General features: G+C 66.9%; 11 protein-coding genes. 3 read left to right on the top strand and 8 right to left on the bottom strand.

Annotated elements, in window-relative coordinates:
- The first annotated feature begins 8 nt into the window (after positions 1–8).
- Entirely contained in the window at positions 9–1,607 is a 1,599-nt protein-coding gene (gene ahpF / locus ACN22W_RS20375; RefSeq protein WP_419689176.1) for an alkyl hydroperoxide reductase subunit F, read from the top strand.
- A gap of 144 nt (positions 1,608–1,751) precedes the next feature.
- Positions 1,752–2,972, top strand: a complete 1,221-nt coding sequence (locus ACN22W_RS20370; RefSeq protein ID WP_419684184.1) for an ISL3 family transposase — start codon at positions 1,752–1,754, stop codon at positions 2,970–2,972.
- 76 nt (positions 2,973–3,048) lie between these two features.
- On the opposite strand, the gene ACN22W_RS20365 is transcribed toward ACN22W_RS20370, so the two are convergent.
- From ACN22W_RS20365 to ACN22W_RS20330, 8 genes are all read right to left on the bottom strand, one after another.
- Entirely contained in the window at positions 3,049–15,786 is a 12,738-nt protein-coding gene (locus ACN22W_RS20365; RefSeq protein WP_419689872.1) for a filamentous haemagglutinin family protein, read from the bottom strand.
- Positions 15,787–16,097: 311 nt separating this feature from the next.
- On the bottom strand, positions 16,098–18,338 hold the full coding sequence (locus ACN22W_RS20360; RefSeq protein WP_419689175.1) for a tetratricopeptide repeat protein: 2,241 nt from the start codon (positions 18,336–18,338) through the stop codon (positions 16,098–16,100).
- On the bottom strand, positions 18,335–20,578 hold the full coding sequence (locus ACN22W_RS20355; RefSeq protein WP_419689174.1) for a tetratricopeptide repeat protein: 2,244 nt from the start codon (positions 20,576–20,578) through the stop codon (positions 18,335–18,337). Before ACN22W_RS20355 ends, ACN22W_RS20360 begins: the two co-directional genes overlap by 4 nt.
- Before the next feature lie 42 nt (positions 20,579–20,620).
- Positions 20,621–22,843, bottom strand: coding sequence for a tetratricopeptide repeat protein (locus tag ACN22W_RS20350; RefSeq protein WP_419689173.1), 2,223 nt, complete (start codon positions 22,841–22,843; stop codon positions 20,621–20,623).
- A gap of 188 nt (positions 22,844–23,031) precedes the next feature.
- Positions 23,032–23,694, bottom strand: coding sequence for a PulJ/GspJ family protein (locus ACN22W_RS20345; protein ID WP_419689172.1), 663 nt, complete (start codon positions 23,692–23,694; stop codon positions 23,032–23,034).
- Positions 23,678–24,109, bottom strand: coding sequence for a type II secretion system minor pseudopilin GspI (gspI, locus tag ACN22W_RS20340; RefSeq protein ID WP_419689171.1), 432 nt, complete (start codon positions 24,107–24,109; stop codon positions 23,678–23,680). Before gspI ends, ACN22W_RS20345 begins: the two co-directional genes overlap by 17 nt.
- A gap of 314 nt (positions 24,110–24,423) precedes the next feature.
- Positions 24,424–24,630: a hypothetical protein gene (locus ACN22W_RS20335; protein WP_129515258.1), complete on the bottom strand. Its 207-nt coding sequence runs from the start codon at positions 24,628–24,630 to the stop codon at positions 24,424–24,426.
- A gap of 303 nt (positions 24,631–24,933) precedes the next feature.
- Positions 24,934–25,530: an alpha-ketoglutarate-dependent dioxygenase AlkB family protein gene (locus ACN22W_RS20330; RefSeq protein WP_048247300.1), complete on the bottom strand. Its 597-nt coding sequence runs from the start codon at positions 25,528–25,530 to the stop codon at positions 24,934–24,936.
- A 236-nt stretch (positions 25,531–25,766) separates the two neighbouring features.
- Here ACN22W_RS20330 and ACN22W_RS20325 point away from each other — a divergent pair, with 236 nt between their 5' ends.
- A complete protein-coding gene (locus tag ACN22W_RS20325; protein WP_048247298.1) occupies positions 25,767–26,354 on the top strand; it encodes a malonic semialdehyde reductase in 588 nt (195 codons plus the stop codon).
- Position 26,355 lies beyond the last annotated feature (1 nt).

The following is a 26,355-nucleotide window of genomic DNA, read 5'->3' as shown; positions in this document are numbered from 1 at the left end:
GAAACGCCATGCTCGACGCCAATCTCAAGAATCAACTGAAAGCGTACCTCGAAAAGATCACGCGCCCGATCGAACTCGTCGCCTCGCTCGACGACAGCGCGAAATCGCAGGAACTGCTGGCGCTGCTGAACGAGATTGCGTCGCTGACGGATCGCGTGACCGTGACCGAACGCCGCGACGACGCCGAGCGCAAGCCGTCGTTCTCGATCGGCGAGCCCGGCAAGCCGGCCGGCATCCGCTTCGCCGGCATCCCGATGGGCCACGAATTCACGTCGCTCGTGCTCGCGCTGCTGCAGACGGGCGGCCACCCGATCAAGCTCGACGACGATGTGGTCGAACAAATCCGCGCGCTCGACGGCGACTACGCGTTCGAAACGTATTTCTCGCTGTCGTGCCAGAACTGCCCGGAAGTCGTGCAGGCGCTGAACGTGATGTCGCTGATCAACCCGCGCATCCGTCACGTCGCGATCGACGGCGCGCTGTTCCAGAATGAAGTCGAGTCGCGCCAGATCATGGCCGTGCCGACGATGTTCCTGAACGGCACATCGTTCGGCCAGGGTCGCAGCAGCGTGAAGGAAATCCTCGCGAAGCTCGATACGGGTGCGAGCGCCCGTGCCGCGAAGTCGCTCGAAAGCAAGCCGGTGTTCGACACGCTGATCGTCGGCGGCGGCCCGGCAGGCGCGGCCGCGGCGATCTACTCGGCACGCAAGGGCATCGCGACGGGCGTCGTCGCCGAGCGTTTCGGCGGCCAGGTGCTCGACACGATGGCGATCGAGAACTTCGTGTCGGTGCAGGAAACCGAAGGGCCGAAGTTCGCAACCGCGCTCGAACAGCACGTGAAGCAGTACGACGTCGACATCATGGATGTGCAGCGCGCCGACGCGCTGATCCCGGGCGACGTGCACCAGATCCGCCTCGCGAACGGCGCGGTGCTGAAGGCAAAGACGATCATCCTCGCGACCGGCGCGCGCTGGCGCGAAATCAACGTGCCGGGCGAGCGCGAATACCGCAATCGCGGTGTCGCGTACTGCCCGCACTGCGACGGCCCGCTGTTCAAGGGCAAGCGCGTCGCGGTGGTCGGTGGCGGCAACTCGGGCGTCGAAGCCGCGATCGACCTCGCCGGCATCGTGAAGGCCGTCACGCTGATCGAATACGGCGCGCAACTGCGCGCGGACGAAGTGCTGCAGCGCAAGCTGCGCAGCCTGCCGAACGTGACGATCGTCACGCAGGCGCAAACGACCGAGCTGACCGGCGACGGCAGCAAGCTGAACGGGCTCGTCTACAAGGATCTGCGTACGGGCGAAGCGCAGCGCATCGATCTCGAAGGCGTGTTCGTGCAGATCGGCCTCGTGCCGAACACCGAATGGCTGAAAGGCACGATCGAACTGTCGAAGCACGGCGAGATCGTCGTCGATGCACGCGGCGCGACGTCGGTGCCGGGCGTGTTCGCGGCCGGCGACGTGACGACGGTGCCGTTCAAGCAGATCGTGATCGCGGTCGGCGAAGGCGCGAAGGCATCGCTCGGCGCGTTCGATCACCTGATCCGGCAGGACGTGGCGCCGGTTGCAGCCGCTCAGTCGCAGGCCGAAGAAGCGGTCGCCGCTTAACGCACAACAGTTTGTCTCTCTTGGCCCCGCATGCCTTGGTCGGCGTGCGGGGTCCTTTTTTTTGGTTCATCGCAGGAAACCGTGGAGCGTTTTCGAGCGATTGCATAATCTGACACATGATTTTAAGGATGTCGGAGGAAGCAATTGCTCGATCGAAAGGCACTTCAGGCGCTGGGCTGCTGGACCGGCTATCGGTTGGAACGGGTGGAATGGCCGCAAGGAGAAGAGCGCACGCTGTCGCTATATCTGAGGCCGGTCAGCAAGGTCATGTACTGCGAGCAATGCGGTGCACGCTGCCAGCAAATCCATGAGACGGTGGTTCGTCGAGTGCGCGATCTGCCGCTGTTCGAATATCGGGTGGTGCTGCACGTTCCCCGTCGCCGGGTCTGGTGCGAACACTGCGGCGGCCCGCGACTGGAGAAGCTGGCGTGGCTGGGCCGCTACCAGCGAGTGACGGAGCGGTTCGCCAAGGCTTGCGAGAAGTTGCTGCAAGCGGCCAGCGTACAAGCGGTGGCGGGCTTCTACGATCTGGGCTGGCACACGGTCAAATCGATCGACAAGATGCGCCTGCGAGCACGCGTGGCCGAGCCGGACTGGTCGACGATCCGCTATCTGGCGATGGACGAGTTCGCGCTGCACAAAGGCCATCGCTACGCCACGGTGGTGGTTGATCCGATCGGCCGGCAGGTGCTCTGGGTCGGGCCAGGACGTTCGCGCGAAACGGCGCGAGCCTTCTTCGAACAACTCCCTGAAGGCGTGGCCGAGCGTATCGAAGCAGTTGCGATCGACATGACCACGGCCTACGAGCTGGAGATCAAGGAACAGTGCCCGCAGGCGGAAATCGTCTTCGATCTGTACCACGTCGTGGCCAAGTACGGGCGCGAAGTGATCGACCGAGTTCGGGTGGATCAGGCCAACCAACTGCGAGATGACAAACCAGCGCGGAAGGTTCTGAAGTCCAGCCGCTGGCTGTTGCTGCGCAACCGCCATAACTTGAAACCAGAACAGGCGGTACACCTGAAGGAACTGCTGGCCGCCAATCAATCGCTGCTATGCGTCTATGTGCTGCGCGACGAACTCAAGCGGCTCTGGTTCTACCGAAAGCCAGCCTGGGCGGAAAAAGCCTGGGGGCAATGGTTCGAACAGGCCCAGCAAAGCGGGATTGCCGCCCTGCAAAAGTTCGCCCAGCGCTTGCAGGGGTATTGGCATGGAATCGTGACTCGCTGCCGCCATCCGCTCAATACCAGCGTTGTTGAAGGCATCAACAACACTATCAAGGTCATCAAGCGCAGGGCTTACGGGTACCGCGACGAGGAATACTTCTTCCTCAAGATCCGCGCCGCGTTCCCCGGAATTCCGCGATGAACCAAAAAAATGCCCCGACCTTCCAAGGCGGGGCATTCTCTTCCGGTTCGATTCTATCGATACCGATGCAGCCTGATCAGAACCTGTTCAGTTTCGCGAGCTCTTCCTTGCTGAGCAGCGTCCGCTGCGTCGACCCGGCCGCTCCAAATCCCAACAGCGAAACCGAATTCGACGAATCGTAGCCAACCTGTTCCGACTTGCGTCGCTTCGACCCGCCATCCGGACCGTTATCGCCAAAGCCTTCGACCTGCACGCTGATCGTCCAGCGACGCGGAGCCACGCCCGATGCATTGTTCTTCGCGATATCCTGCGCGGCCTGACTCGCGGCCGATGCCGCGGAACTCGCCGCCGTCAGCGCTCCCGTGTTCACGGCTTGCACGAGCGGAATACCGGTTGCCTTGCCCGTCACCTGGATGTTGTCCGCGTTCACGACACGCAACGCTGCCACGTTCAGGTTGCCCGCGCGAATACCCGCGTCACCCGCATCGACGGTCCCTCGCGGCGCGATCAGATTGACCGTGCCTTTCGGCGCACCCGGTATGCTTTGAAGCGTCGCGATACCCGCGCCCGTCACCTGCCCGCGCGAATCGACCGTGCAGTAATGGTTTGCATCGCATACATACTGCGGCGCCGGCGTATCGGCCGACGTCTTCGCGCCCTTGCCCGCGTTGATGTCGCCGTTCGAACTCCAGATCGTCATGTCACCGCCCTGCTCGGTGAAGATCCGGCTCTGCGCGAGCAGCACGCTCTGGTCCGTGAAGATATCGACGTTGCCCTTCTCGAGCGTCAGGATCCCCATCGTGCCGGGGCCCGCCACCACGTTTCCGTTGGCGTCCACGATCTGCGGCGGCGCCGTCGTGCTGCCGACGAGCGCTTGCCCGCCCGGCCCGAGGATCGTCACGTCGCCACCTTGCTGCGTCTGGATCGTCGTGCTGCGGATATCGAGGTTGCCCGTGCCGACCTGCTTGTTCGCGCCATTCGAACCACCACCCAGATTGTTCGCCGTGTAGCCGAACGAAGCCGGGAACAGCGTATTGATCGCCTGGTAACCTCTCGCGTACTGGCCGTTGTATTGGCTCGCGGGGTCGTTGAAGTCCGCACCAACCTGCGCGAGCACGCCGAACAACACCTTTTCCGCGAAGAGCTGCTGTACGTAAGACGGCAACGCCTGGAATTGCTTCCACGCGTCGTCGGCCGTCAACCGGCCGACCTTGGCCAGCGCGGCGTCCTTGTCCGCCTGCAATCCCGTATCGACGCCGAGCCCCGCGTCGTACTGCTCCATGAACGCGATCAACGCGGGCGTCGCGCTCGGCACGCCGGCAACCGAGCTGCCCGGCGCGATATAGGTCGAGACGAACCCCGGTAGATCGACACCGGGGCCCACGCCAAACAGCACGTTGACGTTCGCGCTCTCGTGCGGCAGGTTCGGGTTGTTCGCGTTACCGACTGCATCGATACCGGTGAACGGGTGCGCGACTCCACCCGTGTTGGCTTTCTGGTTATACAACTCGGCTTGGCTCGTCAGCGGACCGATATTGCGTCCGGCCTGAACGTCGAACCAACCCGGCCCGCCAAGCGACAGAACCGGAACTGCGCCGCCTCCAAGGAACGGAATCGGCGTGTCGTAGATGTCCCTCCCTGCGACGACGCGCGTCACATCGGAGCTTCGCAGATTCTGCCCCCAGAACGCCAGGTTCACGATGTCCAGCCCGGCCTGCACGAGCGCCGGCTTGTCGATCGACAGCGTGACGAGACTCCGGTAGAAGTCGTCACTATTGCCGGGAGTATCGACGGTGCCATTGACGATGCTTCCGTTCAGACTGTAAAGGCGCGCGGGCTGCAAATCGTCGCCATGAAGCGCATTTTGCGCATGTGCGGCGAGCGTCGTATTCGTCAACGCCGGAATGGTTACCTTCAGTTGCGGGTTTGTCGGCGAAGGCATCTGCGATGGATCGGCGTCGGACAAACCGAACGTATCGGGCAATGCGGCGTCAGTTCGCTTGGCCGATACATTGGAAAGGGTCACCGATTGGTCCGCGATCAAATTCAACTGACCCACGGCCGACGGATAGAGAACCCCGCCGGACTGCATATCAATCGCACCGTCGAACGCGGTCAGATTCATGCTGGCGGGCAACACGCCGTTCGCACCGGTCAACATGCCACCGGGTGTACCAAGCCGGACGTCGCCGGTCGTGGATAGCACATTGACCGCGGAAGTCGACGAATAACCCTGGTTGTCAGCATACTGGCCGTAATCGAAAAGACGGACTACTGCAGTCGGCTGCCCGCCGCTCTGCGCATAGCTGCTCGAATAAGACGGATTCAGTACCGCGCCAATATCCACGCCCTGCCGCGCGGTAACGTCGAATATTCCGTCCTGCGTTGCAAGCACCGTCGACACGTCAATCGGAGCCACGCCAATTTGCCGAGATGCCACGGAAATATCCGACCCGATCCTTCCGCCAGCCGATATCGTCCCCGTTCCCTTCGCCACGAAGTAGTCGCCGCTCAGAATGTCGCCGCCCGCTCGCACCGTCAGATTTCCGCCGCCGACGGTGACGGGCTTGCTGTTTCCGTTCAGGTACCACGTGGTCGGCAACGATACGGCCAGGTCCGAAATATTGCCGCCGGCAATGACCGAGACGTTGCCGCCGACGCTCATCACGCCCTGGTCGAACGCACCGAAATCGATCGAGGTCCGGGTCAGCGGAGCGAGGATGGCAACGTTACTCGCGGTTGTCCCCGGGGTAATCTGCATCCACTGCCACCAGTACTGGCTGATGCTGTTCCCGGCGCCGCCGGTCACCGCACCTGTTGCATCGGTCACGTTCTGGACACCGTTGATATCGCCCTGCACACGGATCGATATGTCGCCGGCCGAATCAGGATTCACGGTCGGCGTAACCAGGATGTCTTGCATGCCCGGGCCGCCCTTCATAACTGCCGTCGGAATACCCAACGCAGGCGAACCCTGCGCAGGCGCACCCGCCGTATATACCACCCCAGGCGCGGTCGTATCCGCCAGCGTGAAATCGTTGCCCGCGGCAATGTCGATCGATCCGGTGCCGGTACGAATCGTCGTCGGCTGAAGCAATGTCAGCCCCTTCGAATCGACGTAGGCCGTGTGCTGGCTCAGCGTCACGTCACCGGCAGGCGCGCCGCCGGCGTTGAATGCGCCAACAGGTTGCACGGCAAGCGGATTGGCACTGGCCAGGTCCGCGCCGGCGATGATGCGATAGGACGAGCTTTGTCCGCCCAACAGTGCGGCGAAACTGATCGGCAACGGATTGTCGGCAGTCGCAACGTTGGCCGGCAGGTTGCCGGCCAACGCACCGATATTCACGCCGGCGAACGGAATCGACGTCGGTGCCGTCGGCGCGAAGAAGAAGCTGTAAACACCTTGCGGCTGCAGCAGAGGGCTGTTCAGCGGCTTCGTGGTGGCAATCCGGTTCAGATAGCTGTTGTACAACGCGATGTATTGACCGTAATCACCCGGACTCGTCGGCAAGGTGGGGGCTGTCGGCGTTCCGAACTTGGGGGTCACGGTCGTGCCGTTTCGGACCAGCCCGACGATGGAAACATTGGTGTAGCCGTTCAACCAGCTTCCGGGGCCAAAGTACGCTGCTGCATAATCCGCGTAAGACGCGTATTTCGACAGGACCGGTGCCGGCGTATGCAGCGGGCTGTAAGGCAGGATGTGCGACATGTACAGACCGCTGGCCCAATCGCCGTAATACACGCCCCACGAATTCGCGTACTGAAGATAGTTGGAATAGTACTGGGCCGCCTGGTTCGTCAGCGGAGCGCCCAGTGGCACGTTCGGGTCGTATAACGGGTTCTGCGGGCTGCTGGAGAACGATGCCAGCGACTGCGCCGCCCCGGTATAGAACTGGACCGTTATCGACGCGGGGTTATCAACCGACAGCAAGTTGTTGTACAGCGTCAGCGCACCCGCGTAGGTTCCGCCGGCTGAAGCACTCCCCGTCGCCCCCAGAATCGTCGCCACCTGGCTCTGGAAAAATCCATCGGTAATACTCGCTTCCGCATCGAAATTGTTCGTCGCCCGGAACGTCAGCATCGGCGCGACCGTCCCGTTGTAGCGATATGAAGGCACGATCGTCCCGCTGTTGTTCGGCAGACCCGCACCGAGATTCCAGTTCGACAGGATCGAGATGTTGCCGCCGTTGATCGCCGTGCCCGGGTTGTCGAACTCGATACCAGGCGCGACCCGGAAATTCGCGATGTTCGCCGTCGATCCCTGCAGCTTCGGCCCATTGGCGCCGAGCCCGCCCTGAATGAATCCCATCAGCGTGCCGGGCGTCATCGACAACGTGCCGTCGCTCGCCTTGACGATCTGTCCGCCGTAGTAATTCTGATGATCGGCGTTCGCGGTCGTCGGTACGAAGTACGCGCTGTTCATTCCCGGGAAGCCGATCGACGTGACGCCGTTGTACAGCGACGCCAGATCAGCCTGGCTGCCCGTCAGCACCACCTGCGCGCCGGTCGCGTTGTTCTTCAGCGTGCCGCCGCCGTCACCGTTCGCGTCCGGCATGAACGTGAAGGTCGGCGGATTGGTACCTTGCGCGGTGAACGTGCCGGCCAGCAAATGCCCGTTGCTGTCGTACCAGCCCGCCGGATCGACGATGCCGTCGAAGTGCCGTGCGCCAGACGTCGCGTCGGTCGTGCTCCACACCGCGTAGGCCTCGAGCGTGGTCGCACGGGAACCGACGATGCCCTTGCCGCTGTTGAACGCGTTCGGCAACTGGACATCGACGCTGCCGTCCGCAAGCAGCGGCGCGCGGAAATTCACGGTGCCGCCCGACAACCCGCCGGCCGCCCCGCCCGAAACGTCGATCAACGCATTCGCGCCGACCCGGATCACCCCCGAGCGCGACGGATCGATGTTCTCGTAACCGTAGGTCGCGTTGTACAGATTCGCAACGGCCGGATCGAATACCGCACTCGTGCCGATGTTCACCTTGCCGCCGCGCTGCGTCGGATCGGAGCCGCGCGCGAGCAGCGTCCCCTCCAGGTCGACACCGCTACGCCCGTACAGGTCGATCTGCCCGCCCGACTTGCCCGATGCATCGATCGTCCCCAGCACGTTCACGTTGCCGTTCGCCGTATCCGATGCATTGCCCGCGCCGCCGTCGGCCGTCAGCGACACCGAGCGTGCGGTCAGTGCATTGCCGGCCGACAGTGTCAGGTTGCCCGACTTCGTATGAACGGCAATCGACTGGTTCACGCCGCTCGACGCGAGCGTCTTCGCCAGCGAATCGAGATCGGCCGCGCCGGCCGTGTCGAGCGACAGCGAACCGCCTGCATAGCCGTTCGTCGCCCCGCCCTTGATCGTGCCGTTGAGGTTCACGACTTGCTTCGGCGCCGACAGCGTCAGGCTGCCCGCCGCACCGCCGCCTTTCGCACCCGAAAAATCGAGTGTCGCGCCCGGTTGCACATCGACCGTCCCCGCATCGGCGGTCAGGACGATCGAACCGGCCGGCGCGTATTGCGTCACGTCGAAGAACTGCTTCGACACGCCCGCGGAGCTGACCGTAGAACCACCGCCGATCGTCAGGTTGCCGGTGGTCGCCTCGAGGCTCACGTTGCCGGCAGGTGCGGCGATCGTCGCGCCGTTGTCGGCGAGCGTGCCGCCAATGAAATGCCATGCGCCACCCACCGGCGTTTTCGTCAACGCGGTGCCCGCTGCGCCGTTCAGCGTCAACGCGCCGGTCGTCTTCACGGTCGCCGCGGAACTCGTATCGGCGAAATACACCGGTGCATTCAGCGTCACCGGCAGCGCGCCGAAATCGAACGTCCCCGTGCCTTGCCCGACGATGCCGCCACTCGCGGTCATGTTCGCCGACGAGAATCCGCTCAACGTCTTCGTGCCCGTGCCGAAGTCGATCTCCTTCGCGTTGACCGTCAGCGTGCCGTTGCCCGGCACGACCGTGCCGTTGGGCGCACCCGTCTCGTTCGTGAACGCGATCTGCTGCCCGTTCAGCGTCACGCGGCCGCCATCGCTCGCGAACGTGCCCGCGCTCAGGTCGACGCTCTTGCCAAACGTCGCGTTCACGTCGCCGACGAAACCCATCGCGCCGTAGCTGCGTAGCGAAACGAGATCCGCGTTGGCGAGCTGCGCAAGTCCTGCCTGATCGATCACGAAGCCCGGCAGGTTCGCAGCAGCCGCGCCAGTCGCATTGGTGAACGTGATCGCCGAACCGTCCGCGGTGATCGCCTTCGCCGACAGCACCGCGCTCGGGTCGACTTTCAGGTTGCCCGACGAGTCGAGCATCAGCGCCTGGCCGCCCGACAGCGTCGCGCCTGCGCCAACCGTGAGCAGCCCCGTGCCGGTGCCGCCCGTGCGCGCGAGCGGCGCCATCGCGCCATTCGACACACGCAGCAGCGCGCCGTCGCCGGCGATCGTGATCGGTTGATCCTTCGCAGCCGGATAGTCGCCTGCCGCCACGATCGATGCGCCTGCGTCGACGCGCAAGCCGTTCGCCGCGTTCGGGTCCGTGCCGCTCGCATCGGTCTTCGTCACGAGCAGGATTTCCGGGCCCTTCAGTGACGAGTTCCCGTCGTTCGACACCACCACGCTGTTCGCGATCGGCGTGATCGTCACACCCTTCGTCGTCGCGGCACGCGTGCCGCCGATCAGCAGGCTGCCCGCGTTCAGCGAATCGAGCGCATCACCGCCGATCTGCAGATAACCGGGCAGCGCCGCATTGCCGTTGCCGGTGATCTGAATGTCCTGCGACGCGATGTCGACCTCGGCCGGTGCGCCACCCGCACCCGCCGCCGCGTTCAGCGTCGCACCGAGCGTGAGCGCCTTCGTCGCGGCCAGCACGAGCTGGCCGCCGTCCACCGGCAACGGCGGCGTCACGTTGCCCTGCTTCGCGGCCTGCGCGGTGAAGAAGGTATTCGCGCCTTTCAGCGTGTACTGCGAGTACTGCTGCCACACCGCGCCCGACTGCACGTTGAAGAGCGTCGGCGTCGCGCTGCGCCCGCCCGTCACTGCATCGGCGAAGTACCCGGCCGTCATGACAGTACCGTCCGGCAGCACCTGCGATGCGCCCGGCACGACGTTGCCGGTCGTCGCCGACACCGTTACGCGGTATGCACCCGGCAGCGTCGCGTACTTGCCCGGCAGCAGCGTGTAGTAGCCGGCCGCGAGTCCCGGCACGCCGGACAGGTACACAGCCTTGCCGATCGCGTCGTTCATCCCGGCCTGGCCGACGCCGAGCGCCACGGTCTTGGTCGTCGGCGTACCGTTGCTGGCGATGTCCGGCTGCACTGTCTGCGCGAACAGCGGATCGTACGCAGCAACCGGCGATTGCGCGCCCGGCACGATTGCATAGACGTTCCCGGCACCCGCATTGACCGGCACCGCCGTCGCACCCTTGCCGCTTGCATAACTCACGTTGTATTGCGACAGCACGTCGCGCGTGCCGCCCGTGCCCGGCACCCATTCGGCGGCCTGCAGGTCACCGCCGCCGGACAGGTCGATCGTCGCGCCCTTGTTGAGCGCGACGCTGGTGCCGTTCACGCCGATGTACTTGGCGGGCGGTGCATTCAGGTCGGACACACTCGTGCCCGCAAGCGGATTGAACTGCCATTCGACGCCGTCGATCGTCGTGCCATAAGGAATGATCGATCCGCCGTTCGAAACCGACGTCACGCTGCCGTTAGCGAACGTCACCGAATCGGTCGCGACAAGCGGCAGGTTGCCGAACTGCTTCTGCGTCGCCGCGTTCGTCGGATCGCCGACACCGAACACGAGCGTGCCCGACGGCGCGCGCACGATGCCGCCCTGCACGATGTTGGTTGCATCGACGAGCAGCGTGCCGCCCGCCGACAGCGGTGTGCCGGACGAGCCGGTCGTTCCGAAGGTCACGGTAGTCGGCGCGGGCTTGCCCGTCACCGGGTCGACGGGACCGACCGCATCGACGATGAACGTGCTGCCGGTGGCCGGATACAGGTTCGCCGCGTTGAAGGTCACGTTGCCGGGTGTATACAGCATGCCCGGCGAAAGCAGATTGCCCGACTGATTGGTCGAGCTCAGACGGATGTCGCCGCTGCTGTTGAAATTCGCCTGGCCGAAGTTGTTGAGCTGGAACTGGTTGCGCAGATCGACGAACGACGCGTTCACGCTCAACGTCGCATCGGAGCGCGTCGCGACGGGCGTAAATGCAGGTGTCGCTGCAGGCGCCGTCGGACCGACCAGCGCAACATAAGGCGCGTTGATCGCCACCGTCGTACCGAGCGGATGGGCCGGCGGTTGCGCGAGCAGGTCCGCGAACACCGAACTGCCGCCTGCCGGCTTGGCCGGCGTCGACAGCAGCGTCGAAAGCTGATCCATCCCGATCGCCGCGATCCGGCCGGTATTCAGCGTCACGGATTCGGGGAGTGTCAGGTTGACGTTGCCGGCGAACGCGATCGGCGGCACGGCGAACGGAGATGGCGTACCGTCGCCCAGCACGAGATTCGCGATTCCCGAATCGTTCAGGCGATCGGCGGCAAACTGGATCACGCCGGTCGGCTGGCCGATCGGTTGTCCGGTGGTCGGATCGATCGCGGTCGAGAAATCCTGGCCGGGTGCGAACCCGGCAGGAACGAGCGTTCCGCTCTGCCGTACGACGAGCGCCGTTGCACCGGCCGACCCGTCGTTCTGATGCGGCAGGATCGACAAGGTGCCGCCGCGCGCCTGCGACGCTCCGCCGTGGCCAGCCAGAGTCCCATCCGCGAAGAGACCGTATGCGGCCGACAGCGTGATCGACCCGGCATCGCTCCACACGGGCTGCGACGCATAGGTGCCGTTCGCCTGCAACCGGTCGAAGCTCGCCGATGTGCCCGACACATCGATCTTCGAGCCGGCTTGCGCAACCACGTAGCCCGAATCGCTCGACAACGTCACCGATCCGCCCGGCAGAACCTTGCCGGTATTCGGCACGATCGTCGTTCCGCCGACCTTGACCGGCGCTGCCAGCGGATTGGCGAGTGCGACACCGGATACGTCGAGCGTCGCATCGGAGCCGAGCCACACTGACCGGCTGTTGCTCGGCGTGAAGACATTGAATTGCCCCGGTTGAGCGATCGTGGTGCCGGTATCGGCGCTCAATACGATCGACCCGCCAGGCGCGACCACCGAGCCGAGCACGGTAACCTGCTTCGGCGACGCGAGCGCGATGCTCGCACCGGCGTCCGCATTGATCGACGCCCCCGCCGCCAGTGTGACCGCACCCGTCACGCCCGAATACGACGGCGGCGGGCCGTCTGGCGTGCTGAGCCACGCGCCGTAATTCCCGCCCGTCAACACGAGGTTCGTCGGTTGCCGGTGATATGAGTCGAGCTGACCGATCGTCGTCAGACCGCCAGCCGACAGATTCGTCCCCGAGCCGGCCTGCTGGAGCGCCAACGCATCCGGAATGCGATTCAACTGCGTCAATGCGACCGTTGCACCCGGGGCGATGGTCGAGTCGTAGTACGCGTTCAGCACGTACTTGCCGAAGCCCTGTTGCGAAAAAAAGTTTTCAGGCAGATACACGTCCCATGGCGACGCTGCCGCGCGGTCTCCGCCGATCCGGAAGCCGAGCGCCTCCAGCGTCAGCGTGCCGCCCCCCGAGAAACCTTCGCTCAGGATCGTACCGCCCATCGCGATCGTTCCCGCCGTGGGTTGTGAAGTCGGCAAGGCCGAACCGCTGTCACGCGTATGACCGAACTGCTGTGTCGACTGCGGAGCGGCATACGTCTGCAGCGCGACGCTTCCCCCGCGCCCGGCCGGCACGCCATTCTGCATCAGCAACTGGCCGTTCGCGAGCATTTCGCCGCCGCTCGACACATCGAGCACACTGCCCGGTTGCAGCAGGATCGAACCCGTCGTGTCCACGTTGCCGCCGTTCACAACGGTCGATCCCTGCGTCGCCGACAGCGCAATGCTCCCGCCGTTGATGAACTGGCCGTTGCCGGGCGTCGTGCCAGGCGCGGCCTGCACGTCGTTGTTCACCCACTGGCCAGCCGCGCTGATCGCGCCCTGCGGCCCGACGACGACATTGCCGCCGCTCGTGATCGAAATCGAACCGGAGGGTGCGGACAACCGCCCCGCGACATTCACGCCGGCACCGATCGCCGTGCTGTTGAGCGAGATCGACCCGCCCGGCTGCAAGTTCAGTTGCGTACCCTGTGCAACCGTGATGCCCTTGCCCGCGTTCTTGTCCTCCGACACGTTCAGGTTCGCGAAACCGCCGTTGTTCAGCTTCGCAATGGGCACGACCTGAGTCGTCATCAAGTTGTTCGGATCGTTGGCGGCCAGCGACTGGTACGCGGTCTTGTCAAGCGGCGTACCGATCGAGAAGCCCGGCATCAGCGCGCCGAGTTGCGGCGCGTTGTCCTGCAGGATCGCGAAGCCCGAAATGCCGTTGAACGTGATCGTCGGGTTGGCGACGGTGTTCCACGTCATCCCGGCCAGCGTACCGCCGGCCAGCTTCGGATCGGCGCCGAGGTTGAACGTGCCGCCGGACGGCAGGCTGTTGCCCTGCATCTGCTTCGCGCCGCCGAACGCCTGCGCGCTGATGTCGCCGTCGAGCACCAGCGCTTGCGACGCGAACAGATCGAGCGTGCCCGCATTGCCGCCGACGATGTAGTCGGACTGGTACGTGCCGCCCGTTTGCAGCGGGTTGAACCAGGACTTCGTCACACCCCAGCGCGGATGGCTTTCGACGAACTGCCCGGCGATGCCGACATAGCGGTCGTACGGGCTCGCCTGCCCGATCGGCACGATTGCACCATTGGCATCGACGAGCCGCGTCGTGTTGACCATCCCGCCGTTGTAATGCACATACCCGCCGTTCAGGTTCATCGACGAACCGGTCGCGGTCATCACCTCGTTGCCCGACAGCGTGATCGTGCCGCCGTTGGTCAGCAACTGATCGACGGTGCGCGGAATCAGGTTCACGTAGCCCGACAGGTTCAGGATCGGGCTGCCGACCCACTGCACACCGTCGCTGCGCGTGCCCGTCAACGTGCTGTCGACGACGACGCCCTTCAACCCGAACAGAAAGCTGTTGCGCAGCAGCGGCGAATCCGCCAGTTCGTTCTGGCCGATCCGGTCGACCGTCACGAGCGTCTGCGAGATCGGCACCTGCACGTTCGCGAGGCCCGACACGTCGATCGTCGCGCCATCGTCCACGTAGATCCGGCCCGGCACCGCGGTTTGACCCGGCACCTTGTTCGTCACGATCGACGGCGCATAAGCCGTCACCGATACGTTCGAGCCCGGCGCCTCGATCAATGAGCTGCCCTGGAACCACACGGAACCGGCCGTCATCGTGATGCCGCCCGGCGTGAACGTCGTGCCGGGCGTCGACGTCGCGGTCTGGCCATTGTTGTCCGGCAGTACCGTCGTTACCGAACCTGGTCCAAAACTCAGCAGGCCGGCACGGTTGACGTTGTCGACGCCGCTCAGGACCTGATTCGGATATGGAATGCCCAGCGGATTGTTCGACGCGTACTCGTCCGCCGTCGAAATCGTGATCGTGCCCGGCGTGTTCACGCTCGTCGTCACGCCGACCACACCGTTCTGCGCGACGCGGCTGCCGAGCAGGTTCACGTTGCCGCGCGCGGCTTGCACGATGCCCGTGTTCGTCAGCGTGCCGGCGGGCGTCACGTCGATCGACGCGCCGGTGGCCGGATCGACCGTCACGATCTGCCCGCTCAACTCCGGCAGCAGGACTTGCGGGTTGCCCGTCGTCCCGGCTCCGTTCGGCCGCAGGCTCACCCCCACGCCCGCCGCGAGCACGACCTGCCCCGACGTCGCCGAAATGCTGCCGGCGTTCGTCACGTTCGGCGCCGCAACCAGCACGAAGCCGCCGTCGCTTGCCGTGCCGTTGGTGTGCGTCGTGATCGATGCGCCCTGCTCGATCGTGACGTCGCCCGGCGCCTGGTACGTACCGGTCAGCAGCGCCTGATTGCCGAGCCCCAGCACCTCGTTCGGCTTGCCCCCCGACCCGACCGTCCCGTTCGAGCTCCCCGACTCCGGATAAGCCAGCCCACCCGTCGTCCCCGCCGGCATGCTCAGAAACTGCTGGTTGCTCGCGACGATACCCGCCGGCGTCGGCACGAGCTGATTCTTCATATCGAGCAGGTTCAGCGACGACGCAACCAGCGAATGCACGTTGACCTGCGACCCCGCGCCGAACAGCACGCCATTCCGGTTGATCACATACACGGCCCCTTGCGCGGTGATGTTGCCGAGAATCTGGCTCGGCCGCCCGCTCGGGTCGTTGATCCGGTTCAGCACGGCCCAGTTGTTCGCGCCGTTCGTCTGCGTGCCGGCCGACTGGTCGAAGTTCAGCGTCGTCTGCCGGCCGACGTTCATCGTCTCCCACGTCAGCACCGCGTTCTGCCCGGTCTGCTTGACGTCGACGTTCACGTGCCCGTTCGCGTCGACGTTCTGCGTCGGCGCGTTCGCGTTGAACCACAGCACCGGATTGCTGGTGTCGCTCGTCGCGCCGGCCGCCACTTGCAACCCGCCCGGCGCGAGCCCGTTCGGCACGGTCGACGGCAGCTTCGCGGCCGCCGCGGCCGCGTTCTGCTGCGCGGCGATCTGCGCGGCAATCGCATGCGCGGCATAACCGAGGTTGCGGATCGACGGCTGGCTCGCCTGCTGCGCCTGCTGCGGCGACACGCCGAGATTCGGCATGCCCGGCGCGCCACCGGCGCCGCCCGCACCGCCGCCCGATGCGCGCGCGGTCGCCGCGCCGAGGTTCATGATGCCGGCCGCCTGCGCGTGCGCGGACACGCCCGCCAGCAGCATCAGGGCCACGGCCCGGACCAGCGGCCGCAGTTCCGATTTCAGGACCGGGCGCGAACCCGTCGCGTCAGGTTGTCGTGCCGTGCGTGCGCGTGCTGCCATTCTTCACCCCGAATCCTATGAAATTGCGCTTGACGACGATCGCGCCGAAAGCGGCGCCGATCCGTTGTCGCGCTTCGTCGTTGCGCCCGGGCCCGAACCCGGACGCTGGAATCACAAGAACATACGAAGGCCCGATGGCAGTGGCGTGGCGGGTGTTACGGACCATTCCGGCCGCGCGTGAAAGGTCCGTAGCTTTTGTCACAGTCGGCCGGTCACGCCGTTTCGCGGTGCGCACGGATGCGGTCCGCCAATGCTTGCGCCACGCGTTCGACCAGCGCCGGCCAGTCGCCGGGCCGCTGCTGCCGGAACAGCGTCGCGCCCGGATACCACGGGCTGTCGGCGCGTTCGAGCAGCCAGCGCCAGTCCGGCACGCGCGGCAGCAGCACCCACACGGGGCGCCCGAGCGCACCGGCCAGATGCACGACCGACGTATCGACGGCAATCACGAGATCCAGCGTGTCGACAAGCGCGGCCGTTTCCGCAAAATCCTTCAGTTCCGCTTCGAACGACAGCACGCCGCTTGCCGCGAACGCTTCGGCATCGCGCATACGCACCCCGACCTGCACGCTCACGAAGGTCGCGTCGAGCGCGACGAGCGGCGCGAGCGCGGCGAACGTCATCGACCGGTTTTCGTCGTTGGCATGATCCGGATTGCCCGACCACGCGAGCCCTACCCGCAAGCGTCGCGCCGGCGCGATCGCGTCGAGCCGCTCGATCCACGCAGCGCGCCGCCGCGGGTCGGCATGCAGGTATGGCACGTCGGCCGGTACCGTGTCGAGCGTCGTGCGGAACGCGAACGGCAGACTCATCATCGGGCAATGAAGATCGAACGTCGGCGCGGGCTGCCCGTCGGCGACGATGCGACTCACGCCGCGCAGCGTGCCGAGCAGGTCGGCCAGCGCGGCCGGCGCATCGACCAGCACGGTCGCGCCGCGCTCGTGCGCGAGGCTCGCGTAGCGGCAGAACTGCAATGTGTCGCCAAACCCCTGCTCCGCATGCAGCAGCAGCGTGCGGCCCGCGAGCGGTTCGTCTCCCGTCCATTGCGGGCGGTCCGCATGACGCCGGTGCAGCATCACGTCGGCGGCATCCCAGCGCGCTTCGTGCTGCCGCCAGCCGGCATCGAAGTCGCCCATCACCAACCGGCAGAACGCCTCGGACCGGCGCGCGACGCCGTGATTCGGGTCGCGCACGCAGGCAAGCGCGAAATCGGCAAGCGCGGCGTCGTAGTCGCCGAGCTGCTGGCGCGCGACCGCGCGGGTGTAGATCTCCTGCGCCGTCCGGCCTTGCGTGCCGGCCGCCGCCGCGTAACTCGCGAGTGCGTCGTCGTAGCGGCCGAGCAGTTGCTGGGCGATCGCGCGATTGCACAGCACTTCCGCGTGCGGGCCGCGCGCTTCGAGCGCACGGTCGTAATGCGCGAGCGCGTCGTCGTACGCGCCGAACGCCCGCAGCGCGCCGGCCCGATTGCGCAGCGCGTCGAAATCCGCCGGCGCGCGCGCGAGGGCTTCGCCGTACGCATGCGCGGCTTCCTCATGGCGCCGCAGCCCGAGCAGCGCGTTGCCGCGGCCGACCCACGCGCCGACGTTGTCGCGGTCGCGCGCAAGCAACCGGTCGCTGCGTTTCAGCAACTCGTCGCGCAAATGCAGCAGATCGAGCGCGACACAGCTCACGAACAGCAGTTGCGTGTCGTCCGGCAGACGCGCGAGCGCTTCGTCGAGACACGCCAGCGCCTCGGCCGGGCGACCGAGTTCGATCAGCGTGTAGCCGCACGCATAGACGAGATCGGGCGTCTTGCCGCGCACGACCATCGCGAGCTGGAAGCAATGCAGTGCCTCGTCGCCGCGACCCAGCGCGCGCAATGCATGGCCGCGTTCGGCGAGCGCGGCCGGGTCATCCGGATCGATCCGCAGCGCGCGTTCGATGCTGATCAGCGCGTCGGCCGGCCGGCCGATCGCGCGCAATGCCTCGCCGCGCCGGACCCATGTCAACGTGCGGCCCGGCTCGCGCGTCAGCGCGAGATCGTAGGCGCCGACCGCTTCGCCATGCCGGCCGAGCGCGTGCAGCGCGTCGCCGCGCGCCGCCTGCGCGGGCGCATGGCCGGGATCGCGCGCGAGCGCCTGTGCGGCCGCCTCGAGCGCGTCGCGATGACGGCCCGCGCCAGTCAGCGCCGCCGCATGATTCGCGAAATTCCACGGCTGGTTCAGCCCGGACCGCATCGACCGCGCGATCAGCGGCTCCGCGCGCACGGGATCGCCGCGCTGGAGATGCACGAACCCGAGCAGATGCAGCGCCTCGACATGGTCGGGCATCATCGCCAGCACACCTTCGTAAAGCCTGCCCGCCCCCGCGAAATCGCGCTGCTCGAGCCTTGCGCGCGCATTGCGCAGCGCATCGTCGACGGCGGCCCGCAGCGGCACGGCACCCGCGCCATACGACGGTGCCTGCGCCGTGCTCATCGCAGCGCTCCCGTCACCAGCGCCGGCAGCGCGTCGCGAATCCGCTCGACGACCGGCGCCCACTGGCCGCCCTCCGGCTGGCGGAACAGTCGCGCGCCCGGATACCACGGGCTATCGTCGCGATCGAGCAGCCAGCGGAAGTCGGGCGTGTGCGGCAGCATCACCGCAAGCGGCTGGCCGAGCGCGCCGGCCAGGTGCGCGACCGACGTATCGACGCTGATCACCGCATCCATCGCGTCGATCAGCGCGGCCGTTTCGGCGAAATCCGTCAATTCGTCGCCGACGAAGCGGATCGCGCTCGTGTCGAGCGCCGCACGGTCCTCGTCGCGGATCACCTTCTGCAGGCTGATCCATTCGTAGCGGTCGTCGAGCAGCGGCAGCAGGTCGACGAGCGTGATCGAGCGGTTGCGGTCGTTCAGGTGCAGCGGGTTGCCGGCCCACACGAGGCCGATACGCGGCCGGTCGGCCGCGCCCAGGCGCGCACGCCAGCGCTCGACGCGCACGGGATCGGCGCGCAGGTACGGCGCGCCCGCCGGTATCGACGACAGATCGGTGCGGAATTCGAGCGGCAGGCTCAGCAGCGGGCAATGCAGGTCGAACGGCGGCAGCGGGTCGCCGCGGGCGACGAGCACGTCGACACCGTCGAGCGTCGCGAACAGTGCCTTCAACTCGACGGGCGCCTCGAGCACGACGCGTGCGCCGAGCGCCTTCACGAGCGGCACGTAACGGCAGAACTGCAGCGTGTCGCCGAGCCCCTGCTCCGGATACAGCAGGATCGTCTGCCCGTCGAGCGGCATCCCGTGCGTCCAGCGCGGCTGCGCGAAGTCGCGCCGGCTGCCGTCGAGCTGGCTGTCGCGCCAGCGCCATTCGTATTCGGCCCAGCCGGCCGCGAAGTCGCCGATCGACAGGCACAGGAACGCGCGCATGCAGTGCGCGTGCGCGTAGTCCGGATCGATGTCGATCGCTTCCGCATACGCGCGCAGCGCATCCTCGTGCCGCCGCAGCGCGGACAATGCGCTGCCGCGATGAAAATGCGCGAACTTGTCGCGCGGCGTCGCGACGATCACGCGCGCGAGATCGTCGAGCGCGTCGTCGTAGCGATGCGTTTCGAGCCGGACGCGCGCACGCGTGAACGACGCGGGCGCGTAGTGCGGATCGATCGCCAGCGCACGGTCGCACATGTCGTGCGCGTCGTCGTGACGGTCGACCCGCATCAGCGCGCTCGCGTAGTTGCACAGCACGCCCGTGCTGCCGGGTTCGGCATCGACCGCGCGCGCATAGCTGTCGACCGCATCCGTATAACGGCCCAGGTGGCTCGCCGCATTGCCGCGATTGGCGAGTGCACGCGCATGGCGCGGATCGATCGCGATCGCACGGTCGCAACGCATCAGCGCTTCATCGTGTCGGCCGAGCTGTTCGAGCGCGACCGAACTGTTGAAGATCGCATCGATGAACGCGGGGCTCGCCGCGATCGCCGCATTGAAATCCGCCAGCGCGTGTTCGGGGTCGTGCAGGTCGAGATACGCGACGCCGCGCAGGAACAGCGCATCGGCACTGCCCGGCCGCAGCGCGAGCGCGTGGCCATAACTGTCCGCCGCGTCACGGTAGCGGCCGAGTTCACGCAAAGCGAGCCCGCGCCCGCGCATCGCGTCGAACGTGCGGCCCGCGAGCGCGATCGCGCGGTCGCAGTCGGCGAGCGCGTCTTCGAAGCGGCCGAGCGCACGCAGCATGTCGCTGCGTTTCACATAACCGTCGGCGAAACCGGGCGTCAGTTCGAGCAGGCGATCGTAGACCGCGCGCGCCTCGTCGTACCGCGCGAGTTGCGCGAGCAGGCCGGCCCGCTGGAACAGCACGCGCTGATGCACCGGATTGATCGCGAGCGCCTCGTCGAGGCGCGCAAGCGCATCGTGCTCGCGCCCGAGCCCGGCCAGCACCGCCGAGTAGTTCGCCAGCGCGAGCGGCACCGGCTGGCGCTCGACCGAGCGCCGCATCAACGGCTCGGCATCGTCGAGACGCCCCTGCTGGAAACGCACCGCACCGAGCAGGTGCAGCGCCTCCGGATGCTCGGGATCGAGCGCCAGCAGTTCCGCATACGCGTTCTCCGCATGCTGCAGCGCGCCCTCGTGATGCGCCTTGCGCGCGCGCACGAGCAGCCGTTCGAGCTGCGCGGTGTCGGGCGGACGGCAATCCGGCGCGACCGGCGCGCTCGCAAAGGACGTCCCTTCCCCGTTTGGTGTCATCGTATGGCCCCCACTGGTCGCTGTTCGTATCGCGAGTTGTGTCTAACGTGTCATCGGTTCGAGCGCGGCGCGCACCGCGCCGATCGCATCCGCCCAGTTGCCGGGCGCAGGCTGCCGAAACAGTCGCGCGGACGGATACCACGGGCTGTCGCCGCGCATACGCATCCAGCGCCAGGCCGGCGGGTCGGGCAGCAGCACCCAGACTTGCGCGCCCAGCGCGCCCGCCAGGTGCGCGACCGCGGAATCGGCCGCGATCACGAGATCCAGCGCGCCGATCAATGCAGCCGTATCGACGAAGTCGCCGAGTTCGTCGTCGACGCGGCGTACCGGCGTGTCCGCCAGCAGCGCTTCGTCGTGTGCATGAACGGGTTTCTGCAGGCTGATCCAGTCGACGTCGAGATCGAACAGCGGCGCGAGCCGCGCGAAATCGATCGACCGGCCGGCGTCGTTCCGTTGCGCCGGATGGCCCGCCCAGGCGAGCCCGATGCGCAGCCTGCGCCGTTCGCCGAGCAGCGTGTCCCACTGGCGCGTGCGCAACGGATCCGCATGCAGGTACGCGGCAGGGCTCGGAATCGTGTCGGCGTCGGTGCGAAACGCAGGCGGTAGGCTCGGCAGCGGCACATGGCAGTCGAAGGCGGGCAGCGGCTCGCCGCGCGCGATCACGTGGGCTGCACCGGCGAGCGACGCCATCATCGAACGCAACGCCGGCTGCACCTCGAGCACCACGCGTGCACCGCGCGCGGCGACGAGCGGCACATAACGACAGAACTGCAGCGTGTCGTCCAGGCCCGGCTCCGCATGGATCAGGATCGTCTTGCCGTCGAGCGGTTCATCGCCGCGCCACGCCGGCTGCGTGAACGGCCGCGCATGCCGCGCGAACTGCGCGTCGCGCAGCCGCCATTCGTACCCGTGCCAGCCGCGCGCGAAGTCGCCTTCCGTCAGGTGCAGCGCGGCACGTGCGCAATGCGCGCCGGCGAAATCGGGCTGCAGCGCGAGCGCGTGGTCGTAGGCGGCCAGTGCAACGTCCACCTGTCCCATGTCGGCCAGCAGGTTGCCGCGTGCAAGCCACTGCGTCGCTTGATCGGGGCGCAGCGCGAGCGCACGATCGAGCGACGCGCTCGCGTCGTCGTAACGGTGCAGGTCCTGCAGCACGCTGCCGCGGTTCGTCCACGCTTCGGCGAAGCGCGCGTCGAGCGCCAGCGCGGCATCGTAGCTGGCGAGCGCCGCGTCGAAGCGCTTCAGTTCGCGCAGCGTCGCGCCGCGATTGCACAACGTGTCGATCGAGCGCGGATCGAGCGCCAGCGCACGGTCGTAGCTGCCGAGCGCTTCGTCGTGGCGCTCGAGCTGCAGCAACGCATTGCCGCGGCTCGCGAGTGCACGGACGTGATCCGGATCGACCGCCAGCACGCGTTCGCAACGCGCGAGCGCCTCGTCCGCGCGGCCGAGCCGTTCGAGCACGGCCGCGCTGTCGCAAAGCGCGTCGAACCGTGCGGGATCGGCCGCGATCGCCTCGTTGAACGCGGCAAGCGCTTCGTTGAGACGGTCGAGCCCGGCGAGCGTGCGGCCGCGCTCGGCCATGATCGCGGCGACGCCCGGCCGGATCGCGTTCGCGCGATCGAAGCAGTGCAGCGCATCGGCCGCGCGCCGCAGCTCGCGCAGCACGAGGCCGCGGTTGAACCACGATTCGAACGAATGCGGATCGACCATCAGCGCGCGGTCGTAGGTGTCGAGCGCATCGTCGAGGCGGCCGAGCGCGCGCAACGCGCCGCCGCGATTGCAAAGCGCGTCGAGCACGAGCGGCGACACCGCGAGCGCACGGTCGAACGACGCGAGCGCGTCGTCGTAGCGGCGCAGGCCGATCAATGTGTTGCCGCGGCGCACGAGCGTCTGCACGTCGTCGGGCGCCGCGCGCAGCGCGGCCGCGAAATGGTCCAGCGCCTCGTCGATGCGGCCACGCTCGCCGGCGATCGCGCCGAGATCCGACAGCGCACGCGCGTCCGGCTCGATCGCGATCGACTGGCGCAGCAGCGCTTCGGCATGGTCGGCCGCGCCGCGCTGGAATTGCAGCACCCCGTACAGATGGAGTGCCTGCGGATGATCGGGCTCGTTCGCGAGCACCGCGAGATATTCGCGTGCCGCGTCGTCGAACCGGCCTGCGCCGTGCCATTGCTGCGCTCGGCTCAGGATCGCCGCCGATTGCCATTGCCCGCGCGCGTCGTGGCCCGACGCGCCCGCGTATGCATCATGCCGGTGCTCGACCGTCACGTTCGCCCCCTTCCCGTTTGCCGATGCCGCCGCTGAACCGGTCGATGGAACCGGTCGCGGCGGTCATGCTCGTCACGAGACTAATGGACAGCCAATAACAGACGTATGACGAAAGTTACGGACCATTTTGTCCGGGGGACGGAACGGCTTTCCGGGCGTGGCCGCGTGCGCCGGACGGCATCGCGCTTTCATTGACCAATCGGGATGGTCCGCACGAATTCGACCGCCGGCGCGCCCATCGTGACCGTGAAGCGGACGCCGCGCGGCACCGGCGCGCCGATCGACGTCGAGTTGCTGATGCCGTGCTGTGCGAGAAACTGCGCGTAGGCCTGTTCGATGACGGTCTGGCTCGTCGTCCATCCACCCGGCGGAATCCACACGGAAAGCTGCATCGAGCGCGCATCATTGCTGACGACGACACGCGCGAACGCATCCATGTGATGCAGCGCGTCGTCGACCTCGGCCAGCGACGCGAGCGGCTGCGACGCGCTGCGCACGAGTTCGCGCCCCTTGAGCTGGTAACGCACGACCTGCATCTGCGTCGGTCCGCCGCCGACCCCGAGATGGCGCACCATCACGAGTTCGTTCGGGCGGATGCGCAGCGGCGGCCCGAACACCTCGTCAGCCGTCACGAGGTTCGTCAGGTCGAACTGCAATTGGGAGAAATAGCGGCCGAGCAGACGCGTTTGCGCCAGATTCGACGCGATATCGTCGCGGCCGCGGATCGTCGCGTCGAGGCCGCGCCACGACAGCAGCGCGATCACGGCGAGCAGCGTGATCGCGACCAGCATCTCGATCAGCGTGAAGCCGCGGGCGCGCGCCGCCCCGCGCGGTTCAGCGGCGCGCTTCATTCTGGATCACCGTGACGACTTCGGCGAGCACGTTGCGGCTCGACGCGGACGGAAAGACGCTCACCGTCACGCGACGCACGAGCGGGCTCGGCAGCGCGGCCACCGACTGGCGGCACACGAACCGGTAGCGGCCCTGCGGGCACGCGAACGTGTTCGTGCCGACGGATGGCCAGGTCGATGCGATGCGGATCTCGCCGAGCGCGTTGTCGGCGCTCCATAACGCGAGCAGGCGCATGCGGGCCGTATCGGTATCGGACGCGAGCGCGCCGATCGCGCGCATCACGGCGCCGAGCGCGACCGCCACGATCACCAGCGCAATCAGCACCTCGATCAGCGTGAATCCCCGTTCCGGCGCCCGCGCGATGCGCGATCGGCCGCGCGCATGGCGGTTGTAGTCGGTTCTGTCGTCGCACATGACCTGCGTTCTTGTCGATGGGTCGCCGCCCGGCGTCCGGCGTCCAGACTGCGGCGCAGGCCGCATCGCCGGCGCGACGGACGCCGTGCGAAGACGTTAAGCGCCGCGTATGGCACACACGTGTCGAATGGTACGGACCATTTGGCGCGACAAGCGCGGGCGGACACGCGCGCCGACGCACCGCGTGCGACGCGCGGTGTCGCTCGATGCATGCATCGCGGCCGACGGAAAACGGAAAACGATCGGGAGAGAACCGCCCGGCAACGGGCGGTGGGCGGTAGAGGCGATCCTCGGGCGGGATCGCCGCGACGGCGTCAGGCCGTCACGGCGGCGTCATACTCGGCGCGGGCAAGCTGGCCGGCGGCGTAAGCCTCGGCTTCGCCGCGCAAGCCTTCCTGGCTGAATGCGACGACTTTCACACCGACGCCGGTCGCCCGCTTCACCGTCAGCGCCCATTGCCATCCGCCGTCTTGTTCAAAGACGTGCAGCGAGGGTTCGAAGGAAGGGTCGAATAGGGTCACGCGTTATGCTCCTGCCCCCTTGCGCGTTGCATCGGCAACACACGGGGCATGTCGAAAAGGTCGCGCCGGGATGCGACGCGTTTCTGCCATTCGACAGTCTAGTCAATGATTGTTGCGACGCACCATCAGAGGTTTCACTCATCTATCGGAACCGGGCGGTCGATCGAATCCGACTGAAACCCATATGGCACGGGCCTCCCGGCCATATCGGGCCACACCGCGCGACCCTCGTGCGGCAACGTGCCGCACGCGAGATCGATTGCCTGCATCGGTCATTCATGGATCTTGGAAACGGGGCGCGATCTATCCGGCCGGCATTACGCGCCGGAACGTCAGGTTGACGCGCTCGCCCTGCACGCTCGGCGCCTTCGGCACGCGATGCTGCCATTCGGCCTGCGTGCGCCCGCGCATCACGAGCAGGCTGCCGTGCACGAGCCGATACGCATGCGTGACGCCGGTCGCGCGATGGCGAAGATCGAACACGCGCATCGCGCCGAGGCTCACCGACGCGATCACCGGCGCGTCGCCGAGTTCGGGCTCGTTGTCCGCATGCCAGCCGAGGCTGTCCTGCCCGTTGCGGTAGCGGTTGAGCAGCACGCTGTTGAAGCGCGCGCCGCAGGTCGCCTCGACCGCGCGCTTCAGGTCGAGCACGGCCGGCGTCCACGGCGCCGGCACGTTGCGGATCCCCGAATACACGTACACGGCATCGGGCTCGCCCTGCCATGCGGTGAGCCTCGGCAACGGAATGCGACCGCGCGGCGTGCGGATCGTGTCCTGCCGCCACGCGACCTCGCCGATCAGCGCGGCCAGCACGCGATCGGCGTCGGGTTGCGCAAGCCAGTCCGGATACCAGTCCACGTCGGGCGCGGGCGTGTCGGCAAAGAGATCGGGCGTCGACATGTCGGAAGGAACGGGTGATGAACGGGGCGAACAGTGCATGCCTGCATACTAGCCAACGGCGCCGCGCGCCGCCATGCGCTCTCATTCGACAATGAAAGGAAACCGCCGCGCGCCGCGATGCGCTTTCGCGCATCACGCTATCATCGCGGCGTGTCGCGGCGCGCCCTGCCGGGAGCGCCGCTTTCTTTCGCCATGCCGGCCGGCGCGACCCGGCCGCCTTCTTCCCGGATCCCATCATGACGACCCTCTCCGATTCCGCCCTCGATCAACTGTTCCTCACCGCGCGCACGCACAACGCGTGGCAGGACAAACCCGTCGACGACGCGCTGCTGCACCGCCTGATCGACCTGACGAAATTCGGCCCGACGTCGGCGAACTCGAGCCCCGCGCGCTTCGTGTTCGTCAAGTCGCCCGAAGCGAAGGCGCGCCTGAAACCCGCGCTGTCCGAAGGCAATCTCGCGAAGACGATGGCCGCGCCCGTCACCGTGATCGTCGCGATGGATTTCGCGTTCCACGAGCACCTGCCGCGCCTGTTCCCGCACGCCGACGCACGCAGCTGGTTCGCCGGCAACGATGCGCTGATCGAGGCCACTGCGTTCCGCAACTCGTCGCTGCAGGGCGCATACCTGATCCTGGCCGCGCGTGCGCTCGGCCTCGACGCGGGCCCGATGTCCGGCTTCGACGGCGCGAAGGTCGATGCCGCGTTCTTCGCGGGCACCGCGATCAAGAGCAACTTCCTCGTGAATCTCGGCTACGGCGATCCGGCCGGCCTGTTCCCGCGCAGCCCGCGTTTCGACTTCGACGATATCGCCCGCATCGAGTAAC

This window comes from Burkholderia theae (assembly GCF_048565265.1).
GTDB lineage: Bacteria > Pseudomonadota > Gammaproteobacteria > Burkholderiales > Burkholderiaceae > Burkholderia > Burkholderia theae.
Note: the sequence above shows the minus strand (reverse complement) of the source record. Positions and strands in the feature narration are given on the sequence as shown.

Bases quoted from the DNA above. Each gene is read 5' to 3' on its own strand.
- ahpF (WP_419689176.1), top strand. From the start codon at position 9: ATGCTCGACGCCAATCTCAAGAATCAACTGAAAGCGTACCTCGAAAAG.
- ACN22W_RS20365 (WP_419689872.1), bottom strand. From the start codon at position 15,786: ATGCTGCTGGCGGGCGTGTCCGCGCACGCGCAGGCGGCCGGCATCATG.
- ACN22W_RS20360 (WP_419689175.1), bottom strand. From the start codon at position 18,338: ATGAGCACGGCGCAGGCACCGTCGTATGGCGCGGGTGCCGTGCCGCTG.
- ACN22W_RS20355 (WP_419689174.1), bottom strand. From the start codon at position 20,578: ATGACACCAAACGGGGAAGGGACGTCCTTTGCGAGCGCGCCGGTCGCG.
- ACN22W_RS20345 (WP_419689172.1), bottom strand. From the start codon at position 23,694: ATGAAGCGCGCCGCTGAACCGCGCGGGGCGGCGCGCGCCCGCGGCTTC.
- gspI (WP_419689171.1), bottom strand. From the start codon at position 24,109: ATGTGCGACGACAGAACCGACTACAACCGCCATGCGCGCGGCCGATCG.
- ACN22W_RS20330 (WP_048247300.1), bottom strand. From the start codon at position 25,530: ATGTCGACGCCCGATCTCTTTGCCGACACGCCCGCGCCCGACGTGGAC.
- ACN22W_RS20325 (WP_048247298.1), top strand. From the start codon at position 25,767: ATGACGACCCTCTCCGATTCCGCCCTCGATCAACTGTTCCTCACCGCG.